This is a genomic window from Novosphingobium indicum, assembly GCF_014645195.1.
GTDB classification, from domain to species: Bacteria; Pseudomonadota; Alphaproteobacteria; order Sphingomonadales; family Sphingomonadaceae; genus Novosphingobium; species Novosphingobium indicum.
In genome coordinates, this window is the sequence record NZ_BMLK01000007.1 from 186,622 (window position 1) to 208,622 (window position 22,001).

Below are 22,001 nucleotides of genomic sequence, written 5' to 3' on the forward strand. Positions count from 1 at the left end.
CAGAAGTGAGTTTCAGGCAGACAGTGGCGTCAGACTTCTATTTCACTCCGTTCGAAGGCAGGCGCCCGCCGCCGCCACTCCGGGTGTCGCGGCCCGTTGAGCGTATCTGGCATGTGCTTGGCGTGGCGAACCTGCTTGCCGGGGCGATCTATATCTGGTGGCGCTGGACGCATTCGCTCAATTTCGATGCGCTCTGGTTTGCGCTTCCTCTCGTTTTGGCCGAGACCTGTGCCTACTTCGGGCTGATCCTGTTCACGGCGAACCTGTGGAAGACGCGCGATTACCCGCAGCAAGCGCCGCCTTCGTCCATTGCGCAATGCACGCAAGAGGGGGAAAGCGCCGAAAGGCCGGTGAGCGTTGACCTGTTCATCACCACCTACAGCGAGGAAGAGGAGCTCGTGCGCCTCTCCATCCGCGATGCGAAGCAGATATCCTATCCCCATGCGATCGACTTTCGTGTCCACGTGCTCGACGACGGGCGGCGGGAGTCCATGCGCCAGGTCTGCGAAGAGGAGGGGGTGGGCTATATCAGCCGCACCAATAACGTCGGATACAAGGCGGGTAACCTGCGCAATGCCATGGAGCAGACGAGCGGCGATTTCATTGTCATCTGCGATGCCGATACGCGACCGTTTCCCACGATCCTCGAACATACGCTGGGTTATTTCCGCGATCCCGATGTCGCGATCGTGCAGACGCCGCAGTGGTTCTACGACCTCCCTGAAGGCAAGCGGCTCAAGGATGTGTGGGGACGCCGCGCGGGCAAGCCCGGGCAGCTTCTCGGCGCGGCGATCGAAGCGGTCTTCGGCGAAATCCGCATCGACGAGGACCCGTTCGTCAATGATCCGGCGATGTTCTACGATGTTATCCAGCGCCGCCGAAACCCTTGGAATGCGGCCTTTTGTTGCGGGGCCGGTTCGATCCATCGCCGAGAAGCGGTTATGTTCGTGGCGCTGCGTGCCTATGCCGATGCCATTGCCCGCAGCGGCGACGAAGGCCGTAGTCGCATCCGCAAGCTTCTGGGACTGCAGCACAAACCCGATGATGCCCTGGCACGATGGCAGGCTGCGCAGGAAGAGGAACTCACACCTTACAAGTTCCACGTTTCGGAAGACATCTACTCCACCATCGTCCTGCATCAGGATAGCGAGCGAAAGTGGAAGACCGTGCTCCACCCGGAAGTGGAGTCGAAAATGCTTTCGCCGCAGGATCTGCTCTCGTGGACGGTGCAGCGGTTCAAGTATGCGGGCGGAAGTCTGGACATCTTCTTCCACGACAACCCGGTAACGCGGCCCGGCATGACGCTCGCGCAGCGCGTGATGTACCTGACCACGTTCTGGTCTTATTTCGGCGCCACCTGGAACCTGATCTTCCTGCTATCACCGATCGTCTACATGTTCACGACGATCGCGCCTGTGAGTGCCTATACGGGCGACTTCTTCGGCCATGCGCTGCCGTTTCTGGTGCTCAACGAACTGGCCTTCATGATGGGGACCTGGGGGCTGTCGGGCTACAAGGGGAAGGTCTCCTACCTCGCCAGTTTCCCGATTTCTCTGCGGGCCCTGTGGGCCGTGATCCGCGGCAAGAAGATATCGTTTCCGGTCACGCCAAAGCAGCGGCAGGAAGGCAATTATTTTGGACTCGTCTGGCCGCAGATAGCCGTGATCGGCCTAACCGTCACCGCCTTTGCCTGGTGCGCTTTGCGCCTCTTCACTGTGGGGGGAGGCTATACGCTGGGCGGGCTGATCGCGAACGGGCTGTGGGGGCTGAACAACATTCTGGCGATGTCGATAATGGTGCGTGCGGCGTTCTGGAAACCGGAAGAGGAGGGAAGCCAGTGAGCTTTCGCAGGAATCTGCGCCATGCCCGCAGCCACCTGATCATCGTCGCGGTGCTCATCATAGCCGGAGCCGTGATCGTGCAGATTGAAGACCGGAACCTGCAGCAGGAAGCGGGCAAACCGATTCCCGATCACGGAATTGAATCGGTGGGCACCGTCACCGGGAAATAGACGGGGCGAACCGGCGAACGCATCACGGCAGGCGTTTGGTCATCACCAGCCGGTTCAGGCCGTTCTCGCTGGTATACTCGATTCCGTCCATGCAGGATTGAATGATGCCGGTACCGCGTCCGTGGGTGGCGTCCGGAGGGACCGTCTCGCAGCGCAGGAACTGCCCGTCTGGAACGGGTGTGCCGCGATCCAGAAGTTCCATGCGTATCGTGCTTCCGGCAATCTGCACGATCAGCGTAAGTTCGCCTTCCGGCCGGCCCTGGTAGCCATGCTCGACCACGTTGTTCGCGGCTTCAACCAAGGCAAGTTCACAATCGAAAGTCGTCAATTCGTCGATGGCCTTATCCGCGCAGGCCATGCGCAGATGTTCGGCAAGCCGCCTGACTTCCATCAGGTTTGCCGCAACCGAAATACCCGAAGGCAGATCAGGCGAGGGCATCATGCGCGGCTGAGATGCTGTCGCACTGGATGAACAGGCTATCCAGACGGGTGATATGGAGGAGCCGCTGCACCGCGGGCGATGCGCCTACAATCACGATGCGGCCATTCGTTCCCATTTGCTTGAGCATCGAAACCAGCACGCCGAGGCCGGTTGAATCGATGAACTCGACGTTCGATAGATCGAGAATAACCCGTTCCGGACGGTCTTCGAAGCGGCCCGCCAGTTCCTGGCGCAAGGCCGGAGCCGCTGCTGCATCCAGCCGGGGGTGATCGATCACGACTTCGAGAATTTCGCTTTCGCCTACCATCAGTCGTTGCTCTCCGTTTGGCTGTGTTCGATCGCCAGCATGGAAATATCGTCCTCGAAGGTCTGGGTTGGCAAGTGGGCTCGCAGGTCATCCGAAAGCGACGCTGCAAATTGCGAGAGAGGCGTGCCTGCACTGGCTATCAGCGCTTGCTCGAGCCGCTGCTCGCCGAACTGTTCGCCAGACGCATTCATCGCTTCGGTTATCCCGTCCGAATATGTCACGAACCGGGCACCCTGGGGGAAGGCGAATCGTTCCGGCTCGTAGGTGGTATTGTCGAACCATCCCACCGGCATAGCGCGTCCGCCCGAAATCTGGCTGACGCTTCCGTCCATCATGAGCAATGGTGGCGGATGCCCGGCGCAAACCACCCAGCCTTCGCTATCTTCGGGGAAAATGAGGCCGCAGGCTACGGTGGCGTAGCTGTCATCCCCGCGGTCGCAGATCTCGCGGTTGATCGTCGCCATCGCCACTCCAAGATCAGGTGCGCTCGTGGGTCTCAACTGCTTGATGCGATGATGCAGGTGAAAGGAATCGAGAGCTGCAGGCACACCGTGCCCGCGCACGTCGACCAGGAAAAACAGCAGGCCTTCCTCACGTAGCGGCGAAGCGCCGATTGAATCGCCCCCAAGAAGCGCGGCGGGCCGATAGAGATGTGAGAGTGCGAGCGCTCCGCACCTGTCGAAACGCGGCAGCAGGCGTTCATGCAGGGCCGTGGCCGCGCTAAGGTCGGCTTGTACCCGCTCCAGGGCGTCGCTGGCACGCCTGTGCTCCATAGCCAGCTGGGCGTTACGGCGCTTGAGACGAAGGTGGAGCAGGCGGTTGCGCGCGGCGCTGGCGATGACGAGGCCCAGTTCCACGATCTGAAGCGGCTTGAAGAGAAAATCGTCAACGCCCGCCTCCATGGCGGCGCGCATCACTTTTTCCTCGCTGCGCGCGGTCATCATTGCGATGTGGAGATGACTGTCCGCGCTTGTCAGCTTGCGGGCTTCGGCCACCAGTTCCATCCCGTCCATGCCGGGCATCTGCCAGTCGGAGATGAGCAGGTGCACTTCGCGACTTTTCAGAATTTCGAGGGCTTCAGCGCCGTTTTCGGCGGCCTTTGGCCGGCATCCTAACGATTCGAGCTGCAGGCACAGGTACTCCCCCATCAGGGAGTCGTCGTCGACGACGAGAACCTTCAGGTTCGTGCGCGCGGAGGAAATGGCAGACGTAAACATGGAATATCGGGCACACAGGGGGAAACTGACCAGATTATTCCCGGAACTGGTTACCTTTTGCTAAACACCTTCGAATATATGTGTGCCTCGTTGAAATGGGTCTCGTGAGCGTGACCCGTGTTGGCCTGAAGGCGCGCCTGATGAGTTTCAAAAACCTGCGTTCTTTTTTCGGTGCGAGCCTGGTTCTGCCGCTTGCGCTGTTCGCCCAGCCCGTGTCCGCACAGGATACGGGTGTCGTTTATGCCGGGGGCTCGGCGGGAGACGGCGTGAATGCCTACACCGGCGGCGTCGTTGCGCTGCCGGGCGCGGAGCTCGGCAAGGGGCTTGCGGTTCGTGCTGGCGTCAGCGGCGGGCAATACCGTTACGAATCGAATGGTCAGCGCATCTCGGCCGACTACATCGGCGCAGAGGTGGCGCTGGTCTATCAGATGTCCGGCCGCTGGGGCTGGGTGAACGTCTCGGCCGGACCGCGCGTGACAGACACCAGGCTGAAGCCCGTCGACCTCGGCAACCGCATGCGGGGGACCCGGTTCGACCTTGCAATGCAGACCGACGGCACTGTCGGAAATGAATGGCGCGCAAGTTGGTTTGCCTCATACGCCGTGAACGATCGGAGTTATCTCACGCAGCTTCGGCTCAACCGCCTCGTTGACGGGGAAACCGACACCCGTGTGGGTATTGAGGGTGGGGTGCAGGGTGACCGCAGCTACACTCGCCCCAGTGCCGGGCTCTATGTTTCCACGAGGCTCGGGGGAAAGTGGCAGGGGCTTATTGGTGCCGGTGCTTCGAAGCAGAAAGACCGTTCCGCCAAACCCTACGTCACACTCGGCATAAGCCGCGTGTTCTGAAGGGGGCATGCCGAATGTTCGCGAGAACGGCGCTTGCCTTTCTGATTCTGGCTTCATGTACTCTCCCGATTAGCGCCATGGCTGCAGATGCTTCGGTACCGCTGCCGCTCGTGGGAGACCCGTTCGTTCGTCCGGACGGTTACACGATCGTCTGGAACGATGAATTCGACAGCGGCGAACTGCCGGATATCGGGCGCTGGCACAACGAGACATCACGCAATCGCCGCGGGTGGTACAACGGTGAGCTGCAATATTACGCTCATCAGCGGCGGGAGAACGCCCGCATCGAAAATCAACGCCTCGTGATCGAGGCGCGGCAGGAGGATCTGTCTGCGAAGGGGTGGGATGACTGGTCCGGCCAGAAGTTCAGTTCGGCCCGTCTTACCACGCGGGGACGGGCGTCTTGGCGGCACGGTTTCTTCGAAATCCGCGCAAGACTGCCCTGTGTGGTTGGTGCCTGGCCGGCCATATGGTTGCTGCCCGAACATCAGGACATGCAGTGGCAGGGCGGTGAAATCGATATCGCCGAAGCGGTCGGCTATGAGCCCGGCACGGTTCATCATGCAGTCCAGACGGCGAAGCGCAATTTCCTCGACGGCAACCATGATCGCGGCGAAAGCCACTTGAATTATTGCGGCGGCTTCCATGACTACCAGTTGCTCTGGACGGAAGACCGCATCGTTGTGGGTGTCGACGGAAAAGTGGGTTTTGCCGCTCGGCCGCGAGGCTTCGATCGCAAGATGATCCTGATTTTGAACGTCGCGGTGGGGGGCGCGTGGGCCGGTGCTCAGAGTCTAGACGCCGAAGCCTTTCCTGCCCGCATGGAAGTGGTCAGCGTGCGCGTCTGGCAAAAGGCTGAGCCCAGATGAACGGAATCCAGATCAGCGGCCGCGCACAGCGCGCAGGACGATGGCGGGAGCGTTTTGCGAAGATCGTCGCTTTTCTGGCGCCCCTGATCATCGGGGCGGTTGTGGTATTGCTCACACAGCAGGTGCGCACGACGGATCACCTCAATCTGGAGAAAGAGCGCGCACGGGAACGGCGTACAGAACTGTTCCAGCTGCTCTCGGCGCATCAGGATGTCGAAACTGGTGGTCGCGGCTATGTGATCACGGGAAATGAAAAGTTCCTTGAGCCTTATAACAAGGGGAGTCGGCGTCTTCTTTCCTTTTGGCAGCGCTTGTCCGAGTTCGGCCCCGGTCAATCATCGGAACCTGACGCGCTCCTGAAACTGCGAGAACTTTCGAGCCTCAAACTCGCCCATACCAGAGCGACCATTGAAACGCGGCGAGCCGGCGATCAGCAGGGCGCGGAAGCCAAAGTCATGTCGGGTCGAGGCAGGCTCCTCATGGACGAAATACGGGAGGGGATCGACCAGCTTCTGGAACGCCAGCAAAATACGATTGCCGAACGTTCGGCAAACGCCGAGCGGGCGGTCACCAACATTCGCTATCTCACGTTCGCCCTGTTAGCAACGCTTGCCGCGCTCTTGATCGCTGCATGGCTGGCCCTGCAGCATTCCCTGCGCTCGCGCGATGACGCCTGGACGAAACTCGAAGACATGGCCTTGCGGCAAAAGGCTGTCCTTGAAAGCGCCATGGACGGGATCATCACGATCAATCCCAGTGGCTCGATCGAGAGTACGAATGCAGCGACATTGCGCATGTTCGGTTATGCCCCCGGTGAACTCGACCGCCGCGATGTCGGTATCCTGCTTGCCGATCAGCCGCCGATTGGTCAGGTGGCAGAAGAACTGCGCGCGTTCGGAATGCAAAACGACGCGGACGGAACGGCCGTTGAGATCCTGGCACGCCGCAGCGATGGAATCGTGTTCCCTACGGAAGTCGCCCTCACGACGACGCTGTTGAACGAAGGCCTGCGTTACGTTGCGGTGATCAGGGACGTGACCGAGCGCAAGCGCAACGAGCAGATAAAGTCCGACTTCGTGTCTACCGTAACGCACGAATTGCGCACACCGCTGACGTCCATCGCCGGTGCCCTCGGTTTGCTGAAGGGCGGCAGTGCTGGCGTACTCCCCGAGCGGGTCGACCGCCTCATCACTATCGCACACGATAACGCCAATCGCATGGTGCGCCTCGTGAACGATATTCTGGACATCCAGAAGATCGAATCCGGCAACATGCCGTTCAATCTTCGCGAGCTCGATCTGAAAGCGGCTGTCAGTTCAGCCATTGAGGAAAACCGCAGCTATGCCGCGAAGTTTGGCGCCGATATCGCGCTGTCGGCCCCGATGACGCCGATGACAGTGTCCGCCGATCCGGACCGGCTTGCGCAAGTTCTTACCAATCTGCTGTCCAATGCGGCCAAGTTCTCACCGCCAGGTGGTACGGTGCAGGTGACTATATCCCGGCATGATGCCTTTTACCGGGTCACGATTGCGGACAAAGGGGTGGGAATTCCTGAAGACTTCCGCGATCAGATATTCACGAAATTCGCGCAGGCAGATTCCACGACCAACCGTGCCAACGGCGGTACCGGGCTCGGGCTCAGTATCGTTCGCGAAATCGTCGAGCGGCTGGACGGGCACGTCAGCTTCGATACCGAAATGGGCAAGGGAACCCGCTTTCACGTCGATCTGCCTGTGCCTGACCGCGCGGCCGAGCTGCAAACACCAGCCCATCCGGCATTGCTCGTCTGCGGCAATGGAGCCGGCAAGGTCCTGACCCAGGCTTTGCGAAAAGCCGGCTATGCAGTTACCTATGCGACCAATCCTGACATGGCACGCGAAGCGGCAGCCAGGACAAAGTTTGCAGGTATTGTCGTCGATATGGGACTGCCCGACGGAGTGGGCATCGACATTATCCAGAGACTGCACGAAGACACCCTGAATGCCGATACACCGGTAATGGCGATCGGCGGAGAACCCGGCGCGACAGAACTGGATGGTGCCGGGGCGCTTATCCTGGACTGGTTGCGCAAGCCGCTCGACATTCCCCGGCTGATAGGCAGCGTTGAAACCGCACGCGCCGCGATCGACCAGCAATGTCCGCGCATTCTCCATGTGGAAGACGATCCCGATGTTCGTCGTCTGGTCGGAATGGCTTTGGAAAACCACTGCGAGATCGTGGTGGCCGATAGCCTGACCAGCGCGCGCGCCCTTTTGCAGGAGGGCGAATTCGACCTCGCAATTCTCGACATCGGCCTGCGCGATGGGGCCGGCGTCGAGTTGCTTCCCGAGTTGCGGCAGGGAGGAGACACGCCGATCCCGGTCATCATCTTCTCGGCACAAAATACCGATTCCGAAAGCGCAGGCCTTGTGGATGCCAATCTCACCAAGGCGCGCACGCCGATAGCCGAACTGATCGCGACTGTGGGAAGGCTGGTCGAGACCCATCGCGAAAGGACATCGTCAGAATGACCGTCTCGATACTCTACGTGGACGATGAGCCCGACCTGAGGGAAATTGCGACGATCGCGCTCGAACTCGATCCCGAGATCAGCGTCCGGACTTGCGGCAGCGGCCCTGAAGCGCTGGAAGCCCTTGCCCAGACGACGCCGGACCTGATCCTGCTGGACATGATGATGCCCGTCATGGACGGCCCAATGACTTTTGCCGAGATCCGGGAACGGTTCGGCAAGAAAACGCCGGTTGTGTTCATCACCGCACGAACAAGCCCGGAGGACGTCGAACGCCTGGTCTCCTTGGGCGCACATGGCGTGATCCCGAAACCCTTCGATCCGATGAAATTGATCAACCAGGTGCGATTCTTCGTCGACCATGTCTGAACAGCTGTCCCGCCTTGCTGCCATACGCACGCGCTTTCTGGAGCGGCTCGAAGCGCAACGTTTGGTGCTGGAGAGATCGTCACGGCTGGAAGGTGCAAACAGCGAAGTGCACGACATCGTGCACAAGATTGCCGGCATGGCCGGTTCTCTGGGCTTTCCGGACCTATCAGCGGCGGCCTCGGCGGTGGATATGCTGCTGGTGACCGACAATACGGTGAACTTGCCTGGAACGCCGCAATTCGATCGGCTGATGAAGCAAATCGAAGCGGACTTGGCCACTCGCTGACGCGGGCTGGCGCAGAAATTTCATTTTCGGGGCAATTGCGGCAGTGTCGCCCCGAGCCGTGGCGGTATCCGGTTATGCCGGTTACCTCCGGCTGATAAACTATCCGGCCTTGTCGCGAGCGAAACCGGTCGTGTAGAGTTGGTTGGACTGGCTGACGGCCGCTGACAGGTCATCGGTGCGATCACGGAACCAGCCTTGCAGAGCCACAGCGAATATCATGCCAAAGCCAGCCAGACCGAGGAATTCCGAAGAAAGTCCCTCCTTGGCCAACGGCTCCAGAACTTCGCCTCGCGCCCGGATCAATGGTTCCAATTGTTCACGTCTCCTGGTTGAGGGGGCATAGGAAAGAAGGCGTAGCGCCGGCATGGCTGAGAAAGAGGAGAAGCAGGAACTTGCCAAGGACCGCACCGATTGGGCGGAAGACCGTACGGTCATGGCGAACGAGCGCACTTATGCTGGTTGGATAAGAACGGGCCTCGCAGCGGTCGGTATCGGCATCGGGTTCAATGCGCTCTTTGCCAAGGTCGATCCCGAATGGCTGCCCAAGGCTCTGGCGAGCTGCTTTATCGGGGTCGGCATTCTCATCTTCGTTCTGGCGCGTGGAAAGGCCAGTTCGGTTCTGGACAGGCTCTCCGCGCACCGTGCTGATCCGCTGCCGCGCAGGCAGATCGACATCATCGCCGTTCTGCTTTCGCTGGCGAGCCTGTTGCTCATCGGGGCGCTCTGGATCATGTGACCGCGCAAGCTTTTCGACGGTCAGGAAGAAAGCCTGCGAAAGCGCTTCATGGATATGAAGCACCGTCGCAGGCCCCTGTCCCAAGGGCTCAGAGAGCCAGATTGTACAGCCGTGCAGGATTGTCCTGCAGAATTTTTTTGCGAACCTCGAAGGGCTGATCTCCCAATGCCTCGACGATGTGCGATTGCACGTCGGGGTACAGGGACGTGGGATGTGGGAAGTCGGTCTCGAACAGGATGTTATCGGTCCCGACGATATCGAGCTGCGTCTTGGGGCCGAGTTTTTCGAACCAGAAGGTGGTCCAGAAGTTCGAACGGAAGTATTCCCAGGGGCGCTTGCCCGGCAGGCTGGCGGGGGCGGGCAGCATTTCGTCGAACTGGTGCTCGAGCATTTCCAGCGCGAAGGGAACCCAGCCCATGCCGGCCTCGATCAGGCCGATCTTGAGATTGGGATAGCGGTCAAGCAGGCCGGAGACCATCCAGTTCCCTAGCGTTGCCGCGCAGGCCAGCGAGTGCATGATCGGCTGGATCGTCAGGCGCTTCTGGAAGGTGAAGCCATCCCAGATCACGGTGCCCGGATCGATCGCGGCGTTGATGTGGAAGTTGATCGACATGCCGGTCTCGTCGCACATCTCCAGCACATCGGCCCAGTGGTCGGTCATGTAGCCGGGAATACCGAACATCTCCGGCTTGTCGGGCAGAACGAAGCCCTTGAGCCCGCGGTCGATGCAGCGGCGCGCTTCGGCCTTCATCGCGGCTTTGTCCCAGTAGGGAAGGTGGGCCATGTTGAAGATCCGCTGGCCGGATTCCTCCTGATACTCCATCGAGGCGTCGTTGAAGATGCGCAGGATGTCGATGGCCAGTTCGTTGTCGCCGAGCGACATCAGCATGCCGGGCTGGGTCACACCGGAGTTCTGGAAGCAGATGTGCGCCCATACGCCCATGTCGTCCATGATCTGCAGGCGCGGCCTCACCTGATAGGCGGCGGGCAGTGATTCCTCGAGCGTGGGGAAGGCCAGCTTGCCGAGCAGCTTGTTGTAGTCCTTGCGGATTACATTGCCCCCGGTCGAGCCGCAGTTGCGCTCACCGATGTACCAGCGATCCACGCCGTCGGTATCGCGGCGCAGATAGGGCACCTTGTCCTTGTACTTGGCGGGGGCACGCGACGTGAAGAGGTCGGGCGCTTCGGTGAAATGGGTGTCGCAGTCGACGATCTTGATGCCTTCGAGCAGCGGATGAAGGCCGCCGTTCTGGGTGGAGTAATCGACTTCGCGGATCGTGCCGCCGGGTGTGTAGCCTTCGGCTGCCCAGTATTTCCTGGCGGTCTCGGCAAGTTCAGTTGCATCGGCATCGGCCATGACAGCTCTCCTCTCGCAGGTCTCGGACGCATCGGCAGTCGCTGCGCCCGGTGTGCATTCTGGCTACCGGGCCGGACCGCGGCGCGCCAATGCAATTATAAGACTACGCTATAGAGAACTTGAATAGAATGGTGGCGACGGGATAGCCGCCGGGTCATCGGATCAGAACAGCAACTGGATGTGCGAGGGGTTTCGTTCGGCTAGCTTGGCGGCTTCGGCTCTGACCATGTCCTTCACCCGCTCGAGCGCGCGCGGGTATTGGCCGCCGGGATAGGTGCCAAGGACCACGTGCCGGGTAAGCCGGTGGCCGGTGATCGGGGCATAGACCAGCGTCCCCTTTTCGGCCTCGTGCAAAACCGCCGAGTAGGGAAAGATGGAATAGCCGATCCCGGCTTCGACATAGGACTTCGTGAGCTGGAACGAGTCGGCGTATCGCGGAAAGTTGCACTTGCCGCCCGTCAGGCCGGAGAGGATATCGACCAGTGTGCGGATCGGTGGCGGATGATTGGGCGGGCTTGGGAGGATCAGCGGCAGCCGCGCCAATTCCTCCACGCTCACGGGCTGGTCCGGCGACAGGCCTGACTCTGCTGCACCGCCAAGCACCAGTTCCTCGATAAACAGGTCCTCGATTTCGCAGCGCCATTTCGTGTCCGTCGGCGGGGCGTTGAGCAGCGCGATATCGATTTCGCCGCGTTCGAGCGACTTCAGCATCTGCCCGGCCGATCCCTCGACGATATGCAGCGCCATGTTGGGAAAGGCCTCCGCGCGCTTTGCCAGCGAACTGGCCAATGCATCGATGGCGCTGGAGGGCATGCCGAGAACCACGCTGCCGCCAATCTGGCTGGAATGCGACTTGATTTCGTCCAGCGCCATTTCGAGCTGGCGCAGCGGGCCGAGAATGCGCGTGCGCAGCTCGAGGCCGTCACGGCTTAGGACCATGCCGTCGCGACGCCGGGTGAAGAGCGAGACGCCCAACTCCTCCTCGAGCAGCCGGATCTGCCGGCTCAGCGAAGGCTGGCTGAGGTTCACCTGCTCGGCGGTCGCGTTCAGCGAGCCGAATTCGGCAACCTGCAGGAAATAGCGCAAGCGGCGGATATCCATCGCGATCCTCTACCCTATAGAACTACCGTATATGTGGGCGCCGATTTTGAAATTGTCGATGGCGCGGCGGTCAAACTAGGGCAGGATCGGATATTCAGGCGCCCGTCGTGCGCCTGCCAGACAGATAATCGGGAGATCAGGATGACTCGGGTGATGGAGGGCATTCGCGTCCTCGAAGTGGCGCAATACACGTTCGTGCCGGCAGCGGGTGCCGTCATGGCGGACTGGGGCGCGGACGTGATCAAGATCGAGCACCCGGTGCGCGGGGATGCCCAGCGCGGTTTCCTGCGCGTGGGCAGTGTGCCTGTGACGCCCGACCGCAACACGGTGATGGAGCACCCCAATCGCGGCAAGCGCAGCGTCGGCGTGGATGTTTCCAGCGAGGAGGGGCGCGAACTCATCTACCGCATCGCCTGCACCGCAGACGTGTTTCTGACCAACTACCTTCCCGAGGTGCGGCAGAAGCTGCAGATCGACGTCGAGCATATCCGGGCGGTGAACCCCGACATCATCTATGCGCGGGGGAGTGCTTTTGGCGACAAGGGGCCGGAAAGGCGGCTCGGCGGGTTCGACAGCACGGCGTTCTGGAACCGTGGCGGGATCGGCTACGCACTGACGCCCGAGGAGCTTCCCGGCGTGATGTCGCAGGGCATCCCCGCTTTCGGCGATACAATCGGCGGGATGAACATTGCCGGCGGTATTGCTGCAGCCTTGCTGCACCGCGAGCGGACCGGAAAGGCGACTGAAGTCGACGTCTCGTTGATGAGTACGGCGGCCTGGGCCATGGCCTCCAGCCTCAGCCTGACGATGGAAACCGGTGCGCAGTTGCGCTCTCCCTATCCCGGTTCGGGGCCGACGCCGGGCAATCCGTTCATGGGCAATTTCCGAACGTCCGACGGTGGCACGATCAACTTGTGCATGATCACGCCCGGCCCCTACATCCGCGATACCTTCGAGCATCTGGGACTGGCGGAAGCGGCCGATGATCCGCGCTTTGCCGAAGTATCGGATCTGATGGCGAACTGGGAAGCGGCCGGAGCCATGGTGACCCAAGCCATCGCCAGCAAACCTTTCGCCCACTGGCGGGAGCATCTCAAGTCGCTGAAAGGCCAGTGGGCGCCAGCGCAGAGCCAGACGGACGTCGTCACGGACGAGCAGACCCTGGCAAACGACACGATCGTCGAGGTCGAGGGATCGGGTGGTGAGCCGATCCGGCTGATCCGCAATCCGGTCCAGTTCGACCATGCGCCGGTGCAGACGACCCGCGCACCGCAGGCCTCCGAACATACCGAGATGTTCCTGATGGAACTGGGGCTGGAATGGGAGGAGATCGAGAGTCTGAAGGCCAAGGGAGCCATCGCATGACGGCTTTTGCGGACTACGGCGAGAAGTACTCTGGCATTGCCATGTCCCGCGAAGGCGGGGTGCTGGAAATGACGATTCATACGCGCGGCGGTCCCGCGAAGTGGGGCTCCTCGCCCGATTGCCTTCACGCCGAACTGGGCGATGCCTTTCTTGATGTGGCGCGCGATCCGGAAAACCGCGTCGTGATCCTCACTGGTACGGGTGACAGCTTCCTTGCCGGGTTCGATCCTGCTTTTGCGTTTCCCGAACCCGATCTCGCTTCGATGTGGCCGCGCATTTACGACGAGGGCAACAGCTTGCTGCAGAACCTGCTGGCGATCCCGGTGCCGATGATCGCGGCCGTCAACGGACCTGCGCTGATCCATGCCGAGATCGCCGTCCTGTGCGACATCGTTCTGGCAGCCGAGACTGCGGAATTCGCCGATCTCGCGCATTTTCCCAATGGCACGGTGCCGGGCGACGGGGTCCACGTGGTCTGGCCCATGCTGCTCGGCCCCAATCGCGGTCGCTATTTCCTGCTGACCGGCGAGCGCATCGGCGCGCAGGAGGCACAGCGCCTCGGGTTCGTGGCCGAAGTCCTGCCGGGTGAAGAGCTGCTCATCCGTGCGCGGACGCTCGCGCAGCAGATCGCCGCAGCACCGACGGGCGCACTGCGCTATACCCGCTCGCTGCTCGTGCGCGAGCTGCGCCGGCGGATGCAGGACGAACTGGCGAGCGGCCTTGCCCACGAGGCGCTGGCAACGCTGGTATCCTATCCGAAGTAGCCGGTCAGGTCTCCATCCGGCCCTTCATGCTGAGACGCCAATCGGGCGGGAACTGGCGGTCGTTGTCCTTGACGGCGTTCGCCAGTCCTTTCTCGAACGTCTCGGCATCGACCCCGATGGAGGTGTCGGCGTCTGGCTTCACCATGGGCAGCATCGATTCCAGCCAGCCGGCCATGATCGAACCCATGTATTCGCCCTGCTGCTGCTTGAAGACCTCGAAGAACATCTTCTGCATCACCACGGTGTCGACCGGGCGGTTGCGCGCGCAGGCGAGGGCGTACTTCATCGTCTCGTCCTCCAGTTTCTCGCGCGGGACGACCGAGTTGACGAAGTGCAGCTCCTTCATCTCCTGCGCCGTGAAGGGGCGCCCTGTGAAGACCATCTCCATGAACGGTCTGAGGCCCATCATCAGCGCCCACTGCCACATGCGCGCGGCCCAGCCGACGTAGCGGAAGGCGGAGTGCCCGAAAAGCGCATCGTCCGACGAGACGATGATGTCCGCATCGGCGCATTGGTAGAAGTGCCAGCCGTAGCAGTAGCCTTTGCACTCGACGATGGAGATCTTCTTGAAATCCTGCAGGCTGCGCAAGCCCGCGTTGGAATTGGCGTAGAGATTGGTGATGTTGGCGAGATAGCGGAACGAGCCCTTGGGCGGGTAGTTCACGTCCTCGTCCTCGCCAATGCGGAATTCGGGAAGGCAGGAATAGTCGGGATTGTCGTTCCACATCCCGTCCATTTCGGGAAGGTCGGCCCCGCTGCCGAGATGCTTGCCGATACCGCGCACAATCAGTACCTTGACGTCGTCGTCCACGTTGGCGCGGGTGACCAGATCGGCAAAACGCTGGCGTGCGGCGATAGTGGGCGCATTGAGCGCATCGGGCCGGTTCAGCGTGATCGTGGCGATCTTGGTCACCGGGTCCTTTTCGTAGAGAACGATGTCCTCCGCCGGTGGGCGTTTGTCTGTGCTGGTGCCCATCGGCGTTTCCTTCCTGCTGTGGTGTGTCGCTGTCGGGGCTAGAAGATGGTATGAGCCCGGGGAAACGTGATTGTCTGGAACGAACCTGAGACTTGTTCTGTGCGGCCAATGCCCTTGCGCAGGACGCGTTCCACAGACAGAGTTTTTGATATTCGACGCGCCCCGGCATGACCGGAAAAGAAATACAAGGCGCGGCGAGGAGGAGAGAGACGCTAATGGAAAGCCATACCGCGCAGCTACCTGTTATCTTCGATCCTTCTCGGCCGATCAGCCGGGCGACCCAGGCTAAAGGCAGCCGTACGCCGATGCCGGGCCACAACCAGCGCCAGCGCAGGTCCATCATCCTCGCCACGATCCGTCGTTTGTTGACGGAGGAGGGGCTTGAAGGCGTTACCGTGCGTCGCATCGCCGAGCAGTCGGGCCATGCGGTCCAGACCATCTACAATCTGGTGGGCCCCCGCGATCTCGCGATAACCGAGGCCATCCACGAGTATTCGATCTACGTGAACCTCACCGCCACGCCAGATCCTTTCGATCCGGAAGCGCCTGCAGCCATGCTGGACCGGGAGCTGACCTCGATCCGCATCAATCCCGATTTCTGCCGCAACGTGTGCCGGATCTATTTCACGGATTCACGCCAGATCTTCTATGATTTCCGTGAGCGGCAGCAAAAGACCCTTCACCGGTTCCTGCTCGAACAGCAACGGGCCGGGGTAATCCGGAGCGACATCAGCGCGCGGGGCCTGGCGGAACAGCTGATGACGTACCTTGGCGCCTCCTGTGTCGAATGGGCGGACGGCTGTTTCGATTTCGAGGAACTGCGCGAGCGGCTCTGCAACGGGTACGAGACGCTGATGACCGGGGCGGTCAGCCGCGGTGAGTTGCGGATCAGCCGGGACACCATGACGGTAGACAGCCTTTACGCCTGAACAGGCTGGAACAGGGCCCGGCACGTGTTCTTGCATTGCCGGGCCGCGCTGACCTGCACCGGTTGAGCGGCATTGAAACCGGATGATACGCAAGGCCTTCGTTATTTGCGGGGGTGACATTTGCAGACCGGTCTATTCGCATATCGCCGCGTGGCAGGATCCGTATGAGCGGGGATTACCGTTTCGACGGGCGCGTAGCCGTCGTGACCGGCGCCGGGGGCAACCCCAGCCTTGGCCGGGCCCATGCGATGCTGCTGGCAGGGCGCGGTGCCAGTGTCGTGGTGAACGACATCGGCTTCGATCCCGAAACGCCCGGCTACGAAGGCCGCGCCAGCGCCGAAGCGGTGGCCGCCGAAATCCGCGAGGCCGGCGGCAAGGCAGTCGCCAGCACAGCATCGGTCGCAAGCGAGGAAGGCGGCGGCGCGATTGTGGACGCCGCACTTCAGGCGTTCGGTCGGATCGACGTTCTCGTGAACAACGCCGGAATTTCCATCGGTGCCGCTTTCGACAAGATGACATCGCGGGATTTTGAGCGGCACATCCAGATCAACCTTATGGGGGCCTACTACTGCTGCCGGGCAGCATGGCCCCACATGAAGGCGCAGGGTTTCGGCCGGATCGTCAACACGACGTCAGCCTCGATGACCGGGTTCGCCGATCAGGCGGCCTATGCCACCAGCAAGGGCGGCTTGTGGTCTCTCACCCGCGCTTTGGCCGCCGAAGGCGCCGGGCTGGGGATCCACGTCAATGCGCTCAGTCCGGGGGCTTTCACCCGCATGGTTTCGGCCATGCTGCAGGAGGATTCCCCCATGCTGCAGCATTCGCGCGAACACTTGCCGGCAGAGCTGTCCTCTCCGGCGCTGGCCTGGCTCTGCCATGAGGCCTGTGAGGCCAATGGCGAATGCATCGATTCCGTGGGCGGGGCTGTGCAGCGCACCTTCATTGCCCGGACCCAGGGCATCGCGTCGCCCTGCTTAACGATCGAGGATGTCGCGGCGCGGTGGAACGCCATCGTTGCCGAGGATGGCGCAGAGACTGTGGGCCTCGCTTCCTTCGACACATCCGACTGGAAAATCCGGCCCTATGCCGTGGAGAACCAAGATGCCTGATACCGCCGAAGCGCGCATTCACGGAACCGAGACCAGGCTCGATCCTGCCATTCGCAACGACCCGTTTCCCTTCTACGATGCGCTGCGAGAAGAGCGGCCGGTCTATTACGATCCGGGCCTCGATGTGTACCTCGTCACCCGGTACGACGATGCGAAGCAGGTGCTGGCCGATTCCGATACCTTCTCGCTCGAGCATGGATATCAGGACCGTTATGCCAACGGGCATGTCGAGGAATTCGCAGAGATCCTTGATCGCGAAGGGGGCGGCTTCATCCGTGACCTCGCCATCGATCCGCCGGCGCATACCCGGTTACGGCGCCTGACCGAAAAGGCCTTCACCGCGCACCGGGTGAAGGATCTGGAGCCGCGCATTCGCCAGATCGTAATCGACCTTATCGAGAAAGTGGCGGACAAGGGAAAGGGCGATGGCATGCTCGATATCGGGGCGCCGTTGACCGCGCATCTGATCTGCGAACAGCTTGGCCTCGACTTCTCCAGGATCGGTACCGAGAAGGTCGCCTGGTGGACCACGGCGATCCTCGCGCAGATCGGCCGCATGCAGACGCATGACGAGATGGTCGTCAATGCCCGTACCATTTGCGATCTGCAGAACACGATCATCGCCGAGATCCGCGAGCGTCAGGAAAACCCGCGCGAAGACATGATCACCGACCTCGTGAATGCTCAGCTGAACGACGAGGAAAACCCGCGACTGACTTTCACCGAACTCGTTGCGACCGTGCGGGCGTTCCTGATCGCCGGCAACGACACCACCGCAGCGGGCATCGCCAACGTGCTCCATGTTCTGGCGACGCATGAAGGGCTGGCCGAAGAGCTCTACCCGCAGGTCGACGACGACCGTGTGATGAGCCGCTTCGTGGAGGAAGTGCTGCGGCTGCATCCTCCGGTCCACGGTCTGTTCCGTACGGCCATGCGCGATGTCGAGGTGGGCGGCACCATGATCCCCGCGATGTCCCAGATCTGCGTGATGTATGCTGCGGCAAACTATGACTCGGCGCGTTTCCCCGACCCGGAGCGGCTCGACATTGCCCGTCCGAATGTCGGGGCGAACCTGACCTTCGGTGCCGGTATTCACAAGTGCGTCGGCATTGCCCTGGCCCGCATGGAAGTGAAGGTTGCCGCGCAGGAGTTTATCCGGCGGCTGACCGACATCAAGCTGGCGGTGCCGGAGAGCGAACTCACTTTCCTGCCAACGCTTGCAACCCATACCTTCGAGCGACTTCCTCTGACATTCCGGCGGCGTACGGCGTGAGGCCTGTCATCTTTGGGACGGCCATTCGGGCTGTTCTAGAGTCCAGCGGTGCTGCGATGGCCGCGCCATCGGCACGGGCATAGTCTGCGATCATGGCTACGACATTCATCAACGCGCGCGTATTCGACGGGACAGCGCTGCTACCCGACCTTCAGACGGTCACGCTGGACGGTAATCGTATCACCTCGCTTGGTACGGAACCGGCGACGGGAAACGACGTGATCAATCTCGATGGCATGACATTGATGCCCGGACTGATCACCTGCCATTTTCATCCGGATTTCTACAAGTTCACGCTGGCTCAGGGCATGGCCGGAGATCCGCTGGGCAAGGAATTTCCGCCGGGCGTGATGATGGCGATGGCGATCCGTAACGGCCGCGTGCTGCTGGAGAGTGGCTTCACCGGCTATGTCGGTGCGAGCTGCAGCAACGACGTCGATGCACAGTACAAGATCGCGATTACCGAAGGGATTGTCGAAGGTCCGCGGCTGCGTGCGTGCAGCCCGCACATCGGCACTACCGGTGATCTCAACGATAGCAAGAAGTGGTGGCGCAGGCAGGAAACGCCGGGAACCGACGTATTTTTCGACGGGCCGCTCGAGATGCGCAAGATCGTGCGTGAATACACCCGTCGCGGCGCGCAGACGATCAAGATCTTCGCCAGTCAGGGACACGGTTTTCCCAACTGCGTTTCGCGCAACATGGACCGTGACGAGATCGAGGCCATCGTCAATGCCGCCCATGGTCGCGGTGCCAAGGTGCGGGCGCATGTCTCCGACAAGGCGATGATCATGGAGTGCATCGAACTGGGCGTAGACATTCTCGACCACGGCGACGAGATCGATGCCGAGGCTATCGACGCCATGGTCGAAAAGGGCACGTTCTGGGTGCCCAGCCTGATCTATCCCAAGTGCCTGCTCCAGCTTGGCTGGGGTGATGCCGAAATGCAGCGGCTTTACGACCACGTGCGTGACGTGCTTCCGGCGGCGCAGAAGGCGGGGGTGCGGATGCTCGTCGGCGACGATTACTCGGGCGTGTTTCGCGAAGTGATCGAGGATGATCCGCTTGATCATCAGGTCGGCAACTATGGCCGTGAATTCGGCTACTATGCCGCCGTTCCCGGTCTTTCTGCCGAACAGGTTCTTGCCTGGGGCACGAAGAATGCGGCCGAAGCGCTGCTGGACGGTGAGGATACGCTAGGCGTCGTCGCGACGGGGGCGCTTGCCGATCTGATCGTGGTCGATGGCGATCCGGTGGCCGACCCGACCGTGCTGGCACGTCCACAGGAAGCGCTGAAGGCCGTCATCCGCGACGGCACTTTCGTGCTCGACGATCTGCCGCCCGGCTCGCGGCACACATATCAACCGCAACAGGGAATTCGTGCAGCATGATAGCCCCTTCGGATCGCAACAAGTCCATCGTGCAGCTCTGTTGGGTCGTGCCGGACCTCGAAGCCGCCATCGGCCAATGGGTCCGCACGACCGGTGCCGGTCCCTTCTTCCTGTTCGAGGACGTGCACTTCGAGGACGGGGTCTATCGCGGAGCTCCCTCCGACATTGCGCCGCATCGCGCCGCCATCGGCCAATACGGGGATACGCAGATCGAACTGGTGCAGCCGCTCGATGACCGCCCCGGCGTATGGAGCGATGTCGTGCCATTCGGCAAGGCAGGTTTCCATCACACCGGCCTCTACTGCGAGGACTACGGATCGGAGCGCGAAGCCTACCTTTCGAGCGGCGCGGAAATGGCGTTTGAAGGCCTGATGATGGGCGCGCGCACCTGCTACATCGATACAACCCCGCAGCTTGGCTATCTCACCGAGCTGATCACGGCCAATCCCGTTGCCGCGCAGGTATTCGGCGCCTTCAAGGCAGCATCCGAGGACTGGGACGGGTCCGAAGCGATCCGGACTCTGGGATGAGCGAGACCGATGCCCGCTTGCCCGATGGGTTCGCCGATCTCGAGCGCTTTGTGCCCGAATGGGTGTGCCCCGATGCCGTTGCACGAATGGCGAAGCGCCAGTCGAGTACGATCGAGACGCTGCGCGAGTTCTACGACACGATGTTGCCACGCGGCGAAGCAGTTCTGGGCTGTTTGCGCGAACATCAGCTTGGCGACCTCACCCCGCCGGTCGAGAACCTTCTGCGGCTGATGCTGATGCTCGCCGAAGTGGCGCCAGCCGTGGAATGGTACGGCGATCCGCGCGTCTACGATGGCTTTCCGGTCGAGCGCGTACGTTATCTGCGCCAGATTTCTGACACCGATGCTCAACCCCTTGCGGGAGAGGCTGCATGAACGAAATGGCAAAACCGCCCGTTCCGGATCTAGGGCTGACTGAACGCTATCCCGATATCGGGAGGGGACCCGTCGATACGGCCATCTACCACGAGCCTGCGGTCTACGCGAAAGAGCTGGAAGCGATCCTGCGGCCTTCATGGTACATGATCGGGCGTGTCGAGCAGATCCCGAGGGCTGGCGACTTCTTCACCTGCGATCTCCCGACGTTCGGCTACGAACTGCTGATTTGCCGAGATCGGCAGGGCGACGTGAATGGCTTCCACAACGTGTGCACCCATCGCGGCAATGTGGCCGAACATCGCCCCGATGGGCACAGCGCCGGGTTGTTCACGTGCCGCTTCCACGGGTGGTCCTTCGATCTCGAGGGCAATCTCAAACGCATCCGCGACGAGGAAGGCTTTTTCGGGTGCGACAAGAAAAAGATGGGCCTGAGGCGCATCGCCACTGGCGTATGGCAGGGTTTCATCTTCGTCTGCCCCGCTGAAGAACCGCCGCAGTCGCTAGAGGAATGGCTGGGCGAGCAGGGCGCGGACACGGCGGATTATCCCTGGGGGCAATGCACGCAATCCTACCAGTGGGAGTGCGAGATCGCCTGCAACTGGAAGCTGGTCAACGACAGCCCGGCCGAAGTCTATCATATCCCGGTGCTGCATCCGAACTCGGCGGCGCCGACGATGATGGCCTCGGGCAATCCCATGGGGCGGCTGCTGGATGTGCGCATTCGCGGCAATCACCGCACCAACTCGCACTACTCGGTCGCGGGCGAACCTAAGCCGGTCCAGAAACTGGCGTACTTCCATGCTGCCGCGGCGCAGAACGTTTCCGGTGCAGCGAGGGACTATCCTCCGGGCATCAACCCTACACGCTCGCCGTTCTGGACCGTGGATCTCATCATGTTCTTCCCGACGCTGAGCTTCACGCTGTCGGCGGGGATGTACACCGCGCACCAGGTCTGGCCGCTCGGCCCAAACCGCAGCCTCTACCGTCAACGCGTCTTCGTGCAACCGGCGCGGACCGCTGCCGAACGCTTCGGGCAGGAAAACACCATGGTCGAGTTCCGCGATGTGGTGATGGAGGACTTCTCCACACTGGAACGGATTCAGCGCGCACTCGATTCCGGCCAGATCCGCGAATTTCACTATCACGATCATGAACTGGCACTGCGCCATCAGCATCATGTCGTGACCGAAATCCTTGCGGCTTACGACCGCGATCAGGCCGTCGCCTGAGCTTTT

At 61.5% G+C, this 22,001-nt stretch carries 24 protein-coding genes; 17 read left to right on the plus strand and 7 right to left on the minus strand.

Features of this window, described 5'->3' with window-relative positions; all coding sequences use genetic code 11:
- Positions 1-83: 83 nt before the first annotated feature.
- Together IEX64_RS09305 and IEX64_RS09310 are read left to right on the plus strand one after the other, a co-directional pair.
- Positions 84-1,841, plus strand: coding sequence for a glycosyltransferase family 2 protein (locus IEX64_RS09305; protein ID WP_229710167.1), 1,758 nt, complete (start codon positions 84-86; stop codon positions 1,839-1,841).
- A complete protein-coding gene (locus IEX64_RS09310) occupies positions 1,838-2,011 on the plus strand; it encodes a hypothetical protein (RefSeq protein WP_188819376.1) in 174 nt (57 codons plus the stop codon). The genes IEX64_RS09305 and IEX64_RS09310 overlap by 4 nt, the downstream gene beginning before the upstream one ends.
- A gap of 22 nt (positions 2,012-2,033) precedes the next feature.
- Here the strand turns inward: IEX64_RS09310 and IEX64_RS09315 are convergent, their stop codons facing one another.
- From IEX64_RS09315 to IEX64_RS09325, 3 genes are read right to left on the minus strand one after another with little or no spacing between them, the layout of a single operon-like run.
- Positions 2,034-2,453, minus strand: a complete 420-nt coding sequence (locus IEX64_RS09315; protein WP_229710168.1) for an ATP-binding protein — start codon at positions 2,451-2,453, stop codon at positions 2,034-2,036.
- On the minus strand, positions 2,437-2,760 hold the full coding sequence (locus tag IEX64_RS09320) for an STAS domain-containing protein (protein ID WP_188819377.1): 324 nt from the start codon (positions 2,758-2,760) through the stop codon (positions 2,437-2,439). The genes IEX64_RS09315 and IEX64_RS09320 overlap by 17 nt, the downstream gene beginning before the upstream one ends.
- Positions 2,760-3,977, minus strand: coding sequence for a SpoIIE family protein phosphatase (locus IEX64_RS09325; protein ID WP_188819378.1), 1,218 nt, complete (start codon positions 3,975-3,977; stop codon positions 2,760-2,762). The genes IEX64_RS09320 and IEX64_RS09325 overlap by 1 nt, the downstream gene beginning before the upstream one ends.
- Positions 3,978-4,117: 140 nt before the next feature.
- Here IEX64_RS09325 and bcsS point away from each other — a divergent pair, with 140 nt between their 5' ends.
- The 5 genes from bcsS (at position 4,118) to IEX64_RS09350 (ending at position 8,858) form a co-directional block, all read left to right on the plus strand.
- Complete coding sequence (gene bcsS, locus IEX64_RS09330) at positions 4,118-4,825, plus strand: cellulose biosynthesis protein BcsS (protein ID WP_188819379.1); 708 nt, start codon at positions 4,118-4,120, stop codon at positions 4,823-4,825.
- Between the two features lie 77 nt (positions 4,826-4,902).
- Positions 4,903-5,694 carry a glycoside hydrolase family 16 protein gene (locus tag IEX64_RS09335; protein WP_188819380.1) on the plus strand — a complete coding sequence of 264 codons (792 nt, stop codon included), beginning with the start codon at positions 4,903-4,905 and terminating at the stop codon, positions 5,692-5,694.
- Complete coding sequence (locus IEX64_RS09340; RefSeq protein ID WP_188819381.1) at positions 5,691-8,204, plus strand: ATP-binding protein; 2,514 nt, start codon at positions 5,691-5,693, stop codon at positions 8,202-8,204. Before IEX64_RS09335 ends, IEX64_RS09340 begins: the two co-directional genes overlap by 4 nt.
- 17 nt (positions 8,205-8,221) lie before the next feature.
- Complete coding sequence (locus IEX64_RS09345) at positions 8,222-8,572, plus strand: response regulator (RefSeq protein ID WP_229710169.1); 351 nt, start codon at positions 8,222-8,224, stop codon at positions 8,570-8,572.
- The gene (locus IEX64_RS09350; protein WP_188819383.1) at positions 8,565-8,858 is read left to right on the plus strand and encodes an Hpt domain-containing protein; all 294 of its coding nucleotides are present in this window, start codon (positions 8,565-8,567) and stop codon (positions 8,856-8,858) included. The genes IEX64_RS09345 and IEX64_RS09350 overlap by 8 nt, the downstream gene beginning before the upstream one ends.
- 99 nt (positions 8,859-8,957) lie before the next feature.
- Here the strand turns inward: IEX64_RS09350 and IEX64_RS09355 are convergent, their stop codons facing one another.
- Positions 8,958-9,170 (minus strand): hypothetical protein, encoded by a 213-nt coding sequence (locus tag IEX64_RS09355; RefSeq protein WP_188819384.1) that lies wholly within the window; start codon positions 9,168-9,170, stop codon positions 8,958-8,960.
- A 52-nt stretch (positions 9,171-9,222) separates the two neighbouring features.
- On the opposite strand from IEX64_RS09355, the gene IEX64_RS09360 reads away from it, so the two are divergent.
- Positions 9,223-9,594: a YidH family protein gene (locus IEX64_RS09360; RefSeq protein ID WP_188819385.1), complete on the plus strand. Its 372-nt coding sequence runs from the start codon at positions 9,223-9,225 to the stop codon at positions 9,592-9,594.
- An 88-nt stretch (positions 9,595-9,682) separates the two neighbouring features.
- On the opposite strand, the gene IEX64_RS09365 is transcribed toward IEX64_RS09360, so the two are convergent.
- Entirely contained in the window at positions 9,683-10,951 is a 1,269-nt protein-coding gene (locus tag IEX64_RS09365; protein WP_188819386.1) for an amidohydrolase family protein, read from the minus strand.
- Positions 10,952-11,113: 162 nt separating this feature from the next.
- Complete coding sequence (locus IEX64_RS09370; RefSeq protein ID WP_188819387.1) at positions 11,114-12,052, minus strand: LysR family transcriptional regulator; 939 nt, start codon at positions 12,050-12,052, stop codon at positions 11,114-11,116.
- 141 nt (positions 12,053-12,193) lie between these two features.
- On the opposite strand from IEX64_RS09370, the gene IEX64_RS09375 reads away from it, so the two are divergent.
- Positions 12,194-13,417 (plus strand): CaiB/BaiF CoA transferase family protein, encoded by a 1,224-nt coding sequence (locus IEX64_RS09375; RefSeq protein ID WP_188819388.1) that lies wholly within the window; start codon positions 12,194-12,196, stop codon positions 13,415-13,417.
- Positions 13,414-14,181 carry an enoyl-CoA hydratase/isomerase family protein gene (locus tag IEX64_RS09380; RefSeq protein WP_188819389.1) on the plus strand — a complete coding sequence of 256 codons (768 nt, stop codon included), beginning with the start codon at positions 13,414-13,416 and terminating at the stop codon, positions 14,179-14,181. Before IEX64_RS09375 ends, IEX64_RS09380 begins: the two co-directional genes overlap by 4 nt.
- A 4-nt stretch (positions 14,182-14,185) precedes the next feature.
- On the opposite strand, the gene IEX64_RS09385 is transcribed toward IEX64_RS09380, so the two are convergent.
- Positions 14,186-15,157 carry an enoyl-CoA hydratase/isomerase family protein gene (locus IEX64_RS09385; RefSeq protein WP_188819390.1) on the minus strand — a complete coding sequence of 324 codons (972 nt, stop codon included), beginning with the start codon at positions 15,155-15,157 and terminating at the stop codon, positions 14,186-14,188.
- A gap of 215 nt (positions 15,158-15,372) precedes the next feature.
- Here IEX64_RS09385 and IEX64_RS09390 point away from each other — a divergent pair, with 215 nt between their 5' ends.
- The 7 genes from IEX64_RS09390 (at position 15,373) to IEX64_RS09420 (ending at position 21,995) form a co-directional block, all read left to right on the plus strand.
- Complete coding sequence (locus IEX64_RS09390; protein WP_188819391.1) at positions 15,373-16,086, plus strand: TetR/AcrR family transcriptional regulator; 714 nt, start codon at positions 15,373-15,375, stop codon at positions 16,084-16,086.
- A gap of 164 nt (positions 16,087-16,250) precedes the next feature.
- Positions 16,251-17,195, plus strand: a complete 945-nt coding sequence (locus tag IEX64_RS09395) for an SDR family NAD(P)-dependent oxidoreductase (protein ID WP_188819392.1) — start codon at positions 16,251-16,253, stop codon at positions 17,193-17,195.
- Positions 17,188-18,468 carry a cytochrome P450 gene (locus IEX64_RS09400; RefSeq protein ID WP_188819393.1) on the plus strand — a complete coding sequence of 427 codons (1,281 nt, stop codon included), beginning with the start codon at positions 17,188-17,190 and terminating at the stop codon, positions 18,466-18,468. Before IEX64_RS09395 ends, IEX64_RS09400 begins: the two co-directional genes overlap by 8 nt.
- Before the next feature lie 92 nt (positions 18,469-18,560).
- Positions 18,561-19,859: an amidohydrolase family protein gene (locus IEX64_RS09405; protein WP_188819394.1), complete on the plus strand. Its 1,299-nt coding sequence runs from the start codon at positions 18,561-18,563 to the stop codon at positions 19,857-19,859.
- Positions 19,856-20,389, plus strand: a complete 534-nt coding sequence (locus tag IEX64_RS09410; RefSeq protein ID WP_188819395.1) for a VOC family protein — start codon at positions 19,856-19,858, stop codon at positions 20,387-20,389. The genes IEX64_RS09405 and IEX64_RS09410 overlap by 4 nt, the downstream gene beginning before the upstream one ends.
- Positions 20,386-20,763, plus strand: a complete 378-nt coding sequence (locus IEX64_RS09415; RefSeq protein ID WP_188819396.1) for a hypothetical protein — start codon at positions 20,386-20,388, stop codon at positions 20,761-20,763. The genes IEX64_RS09410 and IEX64_RS09415 overlap by 4 nt, the downstream gene beginning before the upstream one ends.
- Positions 20,760-21,995 carry an aromatic ring-hydroxylating oxygenase subunit alpha gene (locus tag IEX64_RS09420; protein WP_188819397.1) on the plus strand — a complete coding sequence of 412 codons (1,236 nt, stop codon included), beginning with the start codon at positions 20,760-20,762 and terminating at the stop codon, positions 21,993-21,995. The genes IEX64_RS09415 and IEX64_RS09420 overlap by 4 nt, the downstream gene beginning before the upstream one ends.
- Positions 21,996-22,001: the final 6 nt, after the last annotated feature.

Excerpts from the sequence above, each read along its gene's own strand:
- IEX64_RS09315 (WP_229710168.1), bottom strand. The coding sequence starts at position 2,453 with ATGATGCCCTCGCCTGATCTGCCTTCGGGTATTTCGGTTGCGGCAAAC.
- IEX64_RS09320 (WP_188819377.1), bottom strand. The coding sequence starts at position 2,760 with ATGGTAGGCGAAAGCGAAATTCTCGAAGTCGTGATCGATCACCCCCGG.
- IEX64_RS09325 (WP_188819378.1), bottom strand. The coding sequence starts at position 3,977 with ATGTTTACGTCTGCCATTTCCTCCGCGCGCACGAACCTGAAGGTTCTC.
- bcsS (WP_188819379.1), top strand. The coding sequence starts at position 4,118 with ATGAGTTTCAAAAACCTGCGTTCTTTTTTCGGTGCGAGCCTGGTTCTG.
- IEX64_RS09335 (WP_188819380.1), top strand. The coding sequence starts at position 4,903 with ATGGCTGCAGATGCTTCGGTACCGCTGCCGCTCGTGGGAGACCCGTTC.
- IEX64_RS09340 (WP_188819381.1), top strand. The coding sequence starts at position 5,691 with ATGAACGGAATCCAGATCAGCGGCCGCGCACAGCGCGCAGGACGATGG.
- IEX64_RS09350 (WP_188819383.1), top strand. The coding sequence starts at position 8,565 with ATGTCTGAACAGCTGTCCCGCCTTGCTGCCATACGCACGCGCTTTCTG.
- IEX64_RS09360 (WP_188819385.1), top strand. The coding sequence starts at position 9,223 with ATGGCTGAGAAAGAGGAGAAGCAGGAACTTGCCAAGGACCGCACCGAT.
- IEX64_RS09365 (WP_188819386.1), bottom strand. The coding sequence starts at position 10,951 with ATGGCCGATGCCGATGCAACTGAACTTGCCGAGACCGCCAGGAAATAC.
- IEX64_RS09370 (WP_188819387.1), bottom strand. The coding sequence starts at position 12,052 with ATGGATATCCGCCGCTTGCGCTATTTCCTGCAGGTTGCCGAATTCGGC.
- IEX64_RS09375 (WP_188819388.1), top strand. The coding sequence starts at position 12,194 with ATGACTCGGGTGATGGAGGGCATTCGCGTCCTCGAAGTGGCGCAATAC.
- IEX64_RS09380 (WP_188819389.1), top strand. The coding sequence starts at position 13,414 with ATGACGGCTTTTGCGGACTACGGCGAGAAGTACTCTGGCATTGCCATG.
- IEX64_RS09385 (WP_188819390.1), bottom strand. The coding sequence starts at position 15,157 with ATGGGCACCAGCACAGACAAACGCCCACCGGCGGAGGACATCGTTCTC.
- IEX64_RS09390 (WP_188819391.1), top strand. The coding sequence starts at position 15,373 with ATGGAAAGCCATACCGCGCAGCTACCTGTTATCTTCGATCCTTCTCGG.
- IEX64_RS09395 (WP_188819392.1), top strand. The coding sequence starts at position 16,251 with ATGAGCGGGGATTACCGTTTCGACGGGCGCGTAGCCGTCGTGACCGGC.
- IEX64_RS09400 (WP_188819393.1), top strand. The coding sequence starts at position 17,188 with ATGCCTGATACCGCCGAAGCGCGCATTCACGGAACCGAGACCAGGCTC.
- IEX64_RS09405 (WP_188819394.1), top strand. The coding sequence starts at position 18,561 with ATGGCTACGACATTCATCAACGCGCGCGTATTCGACGGGACAGCGCTG.
- IEX64_RS09410 (WP_188819395.1), top strand. The coding sequence starts at position 19,856 with ATGATAGCCCCTTCGGATCGCAACAAGTCCATCGTGCAGCTCTGTTGG.
- IEX64_RS09415 (WP_188819396.1), top strand. The coding sequence starts at position 20,386 with ATGAGCGAGACCGATGCCCGCTTGCCCGATGGGTTCGCCGATCTCGAG.
- IEX64_RS09420 (WP_188819397.1), top strand. The coding sequence starts at position 20,760 with ATGAACGAAATGGCAAAACCGCCCGTTCCGGATCTAGGGCTGACTGAA.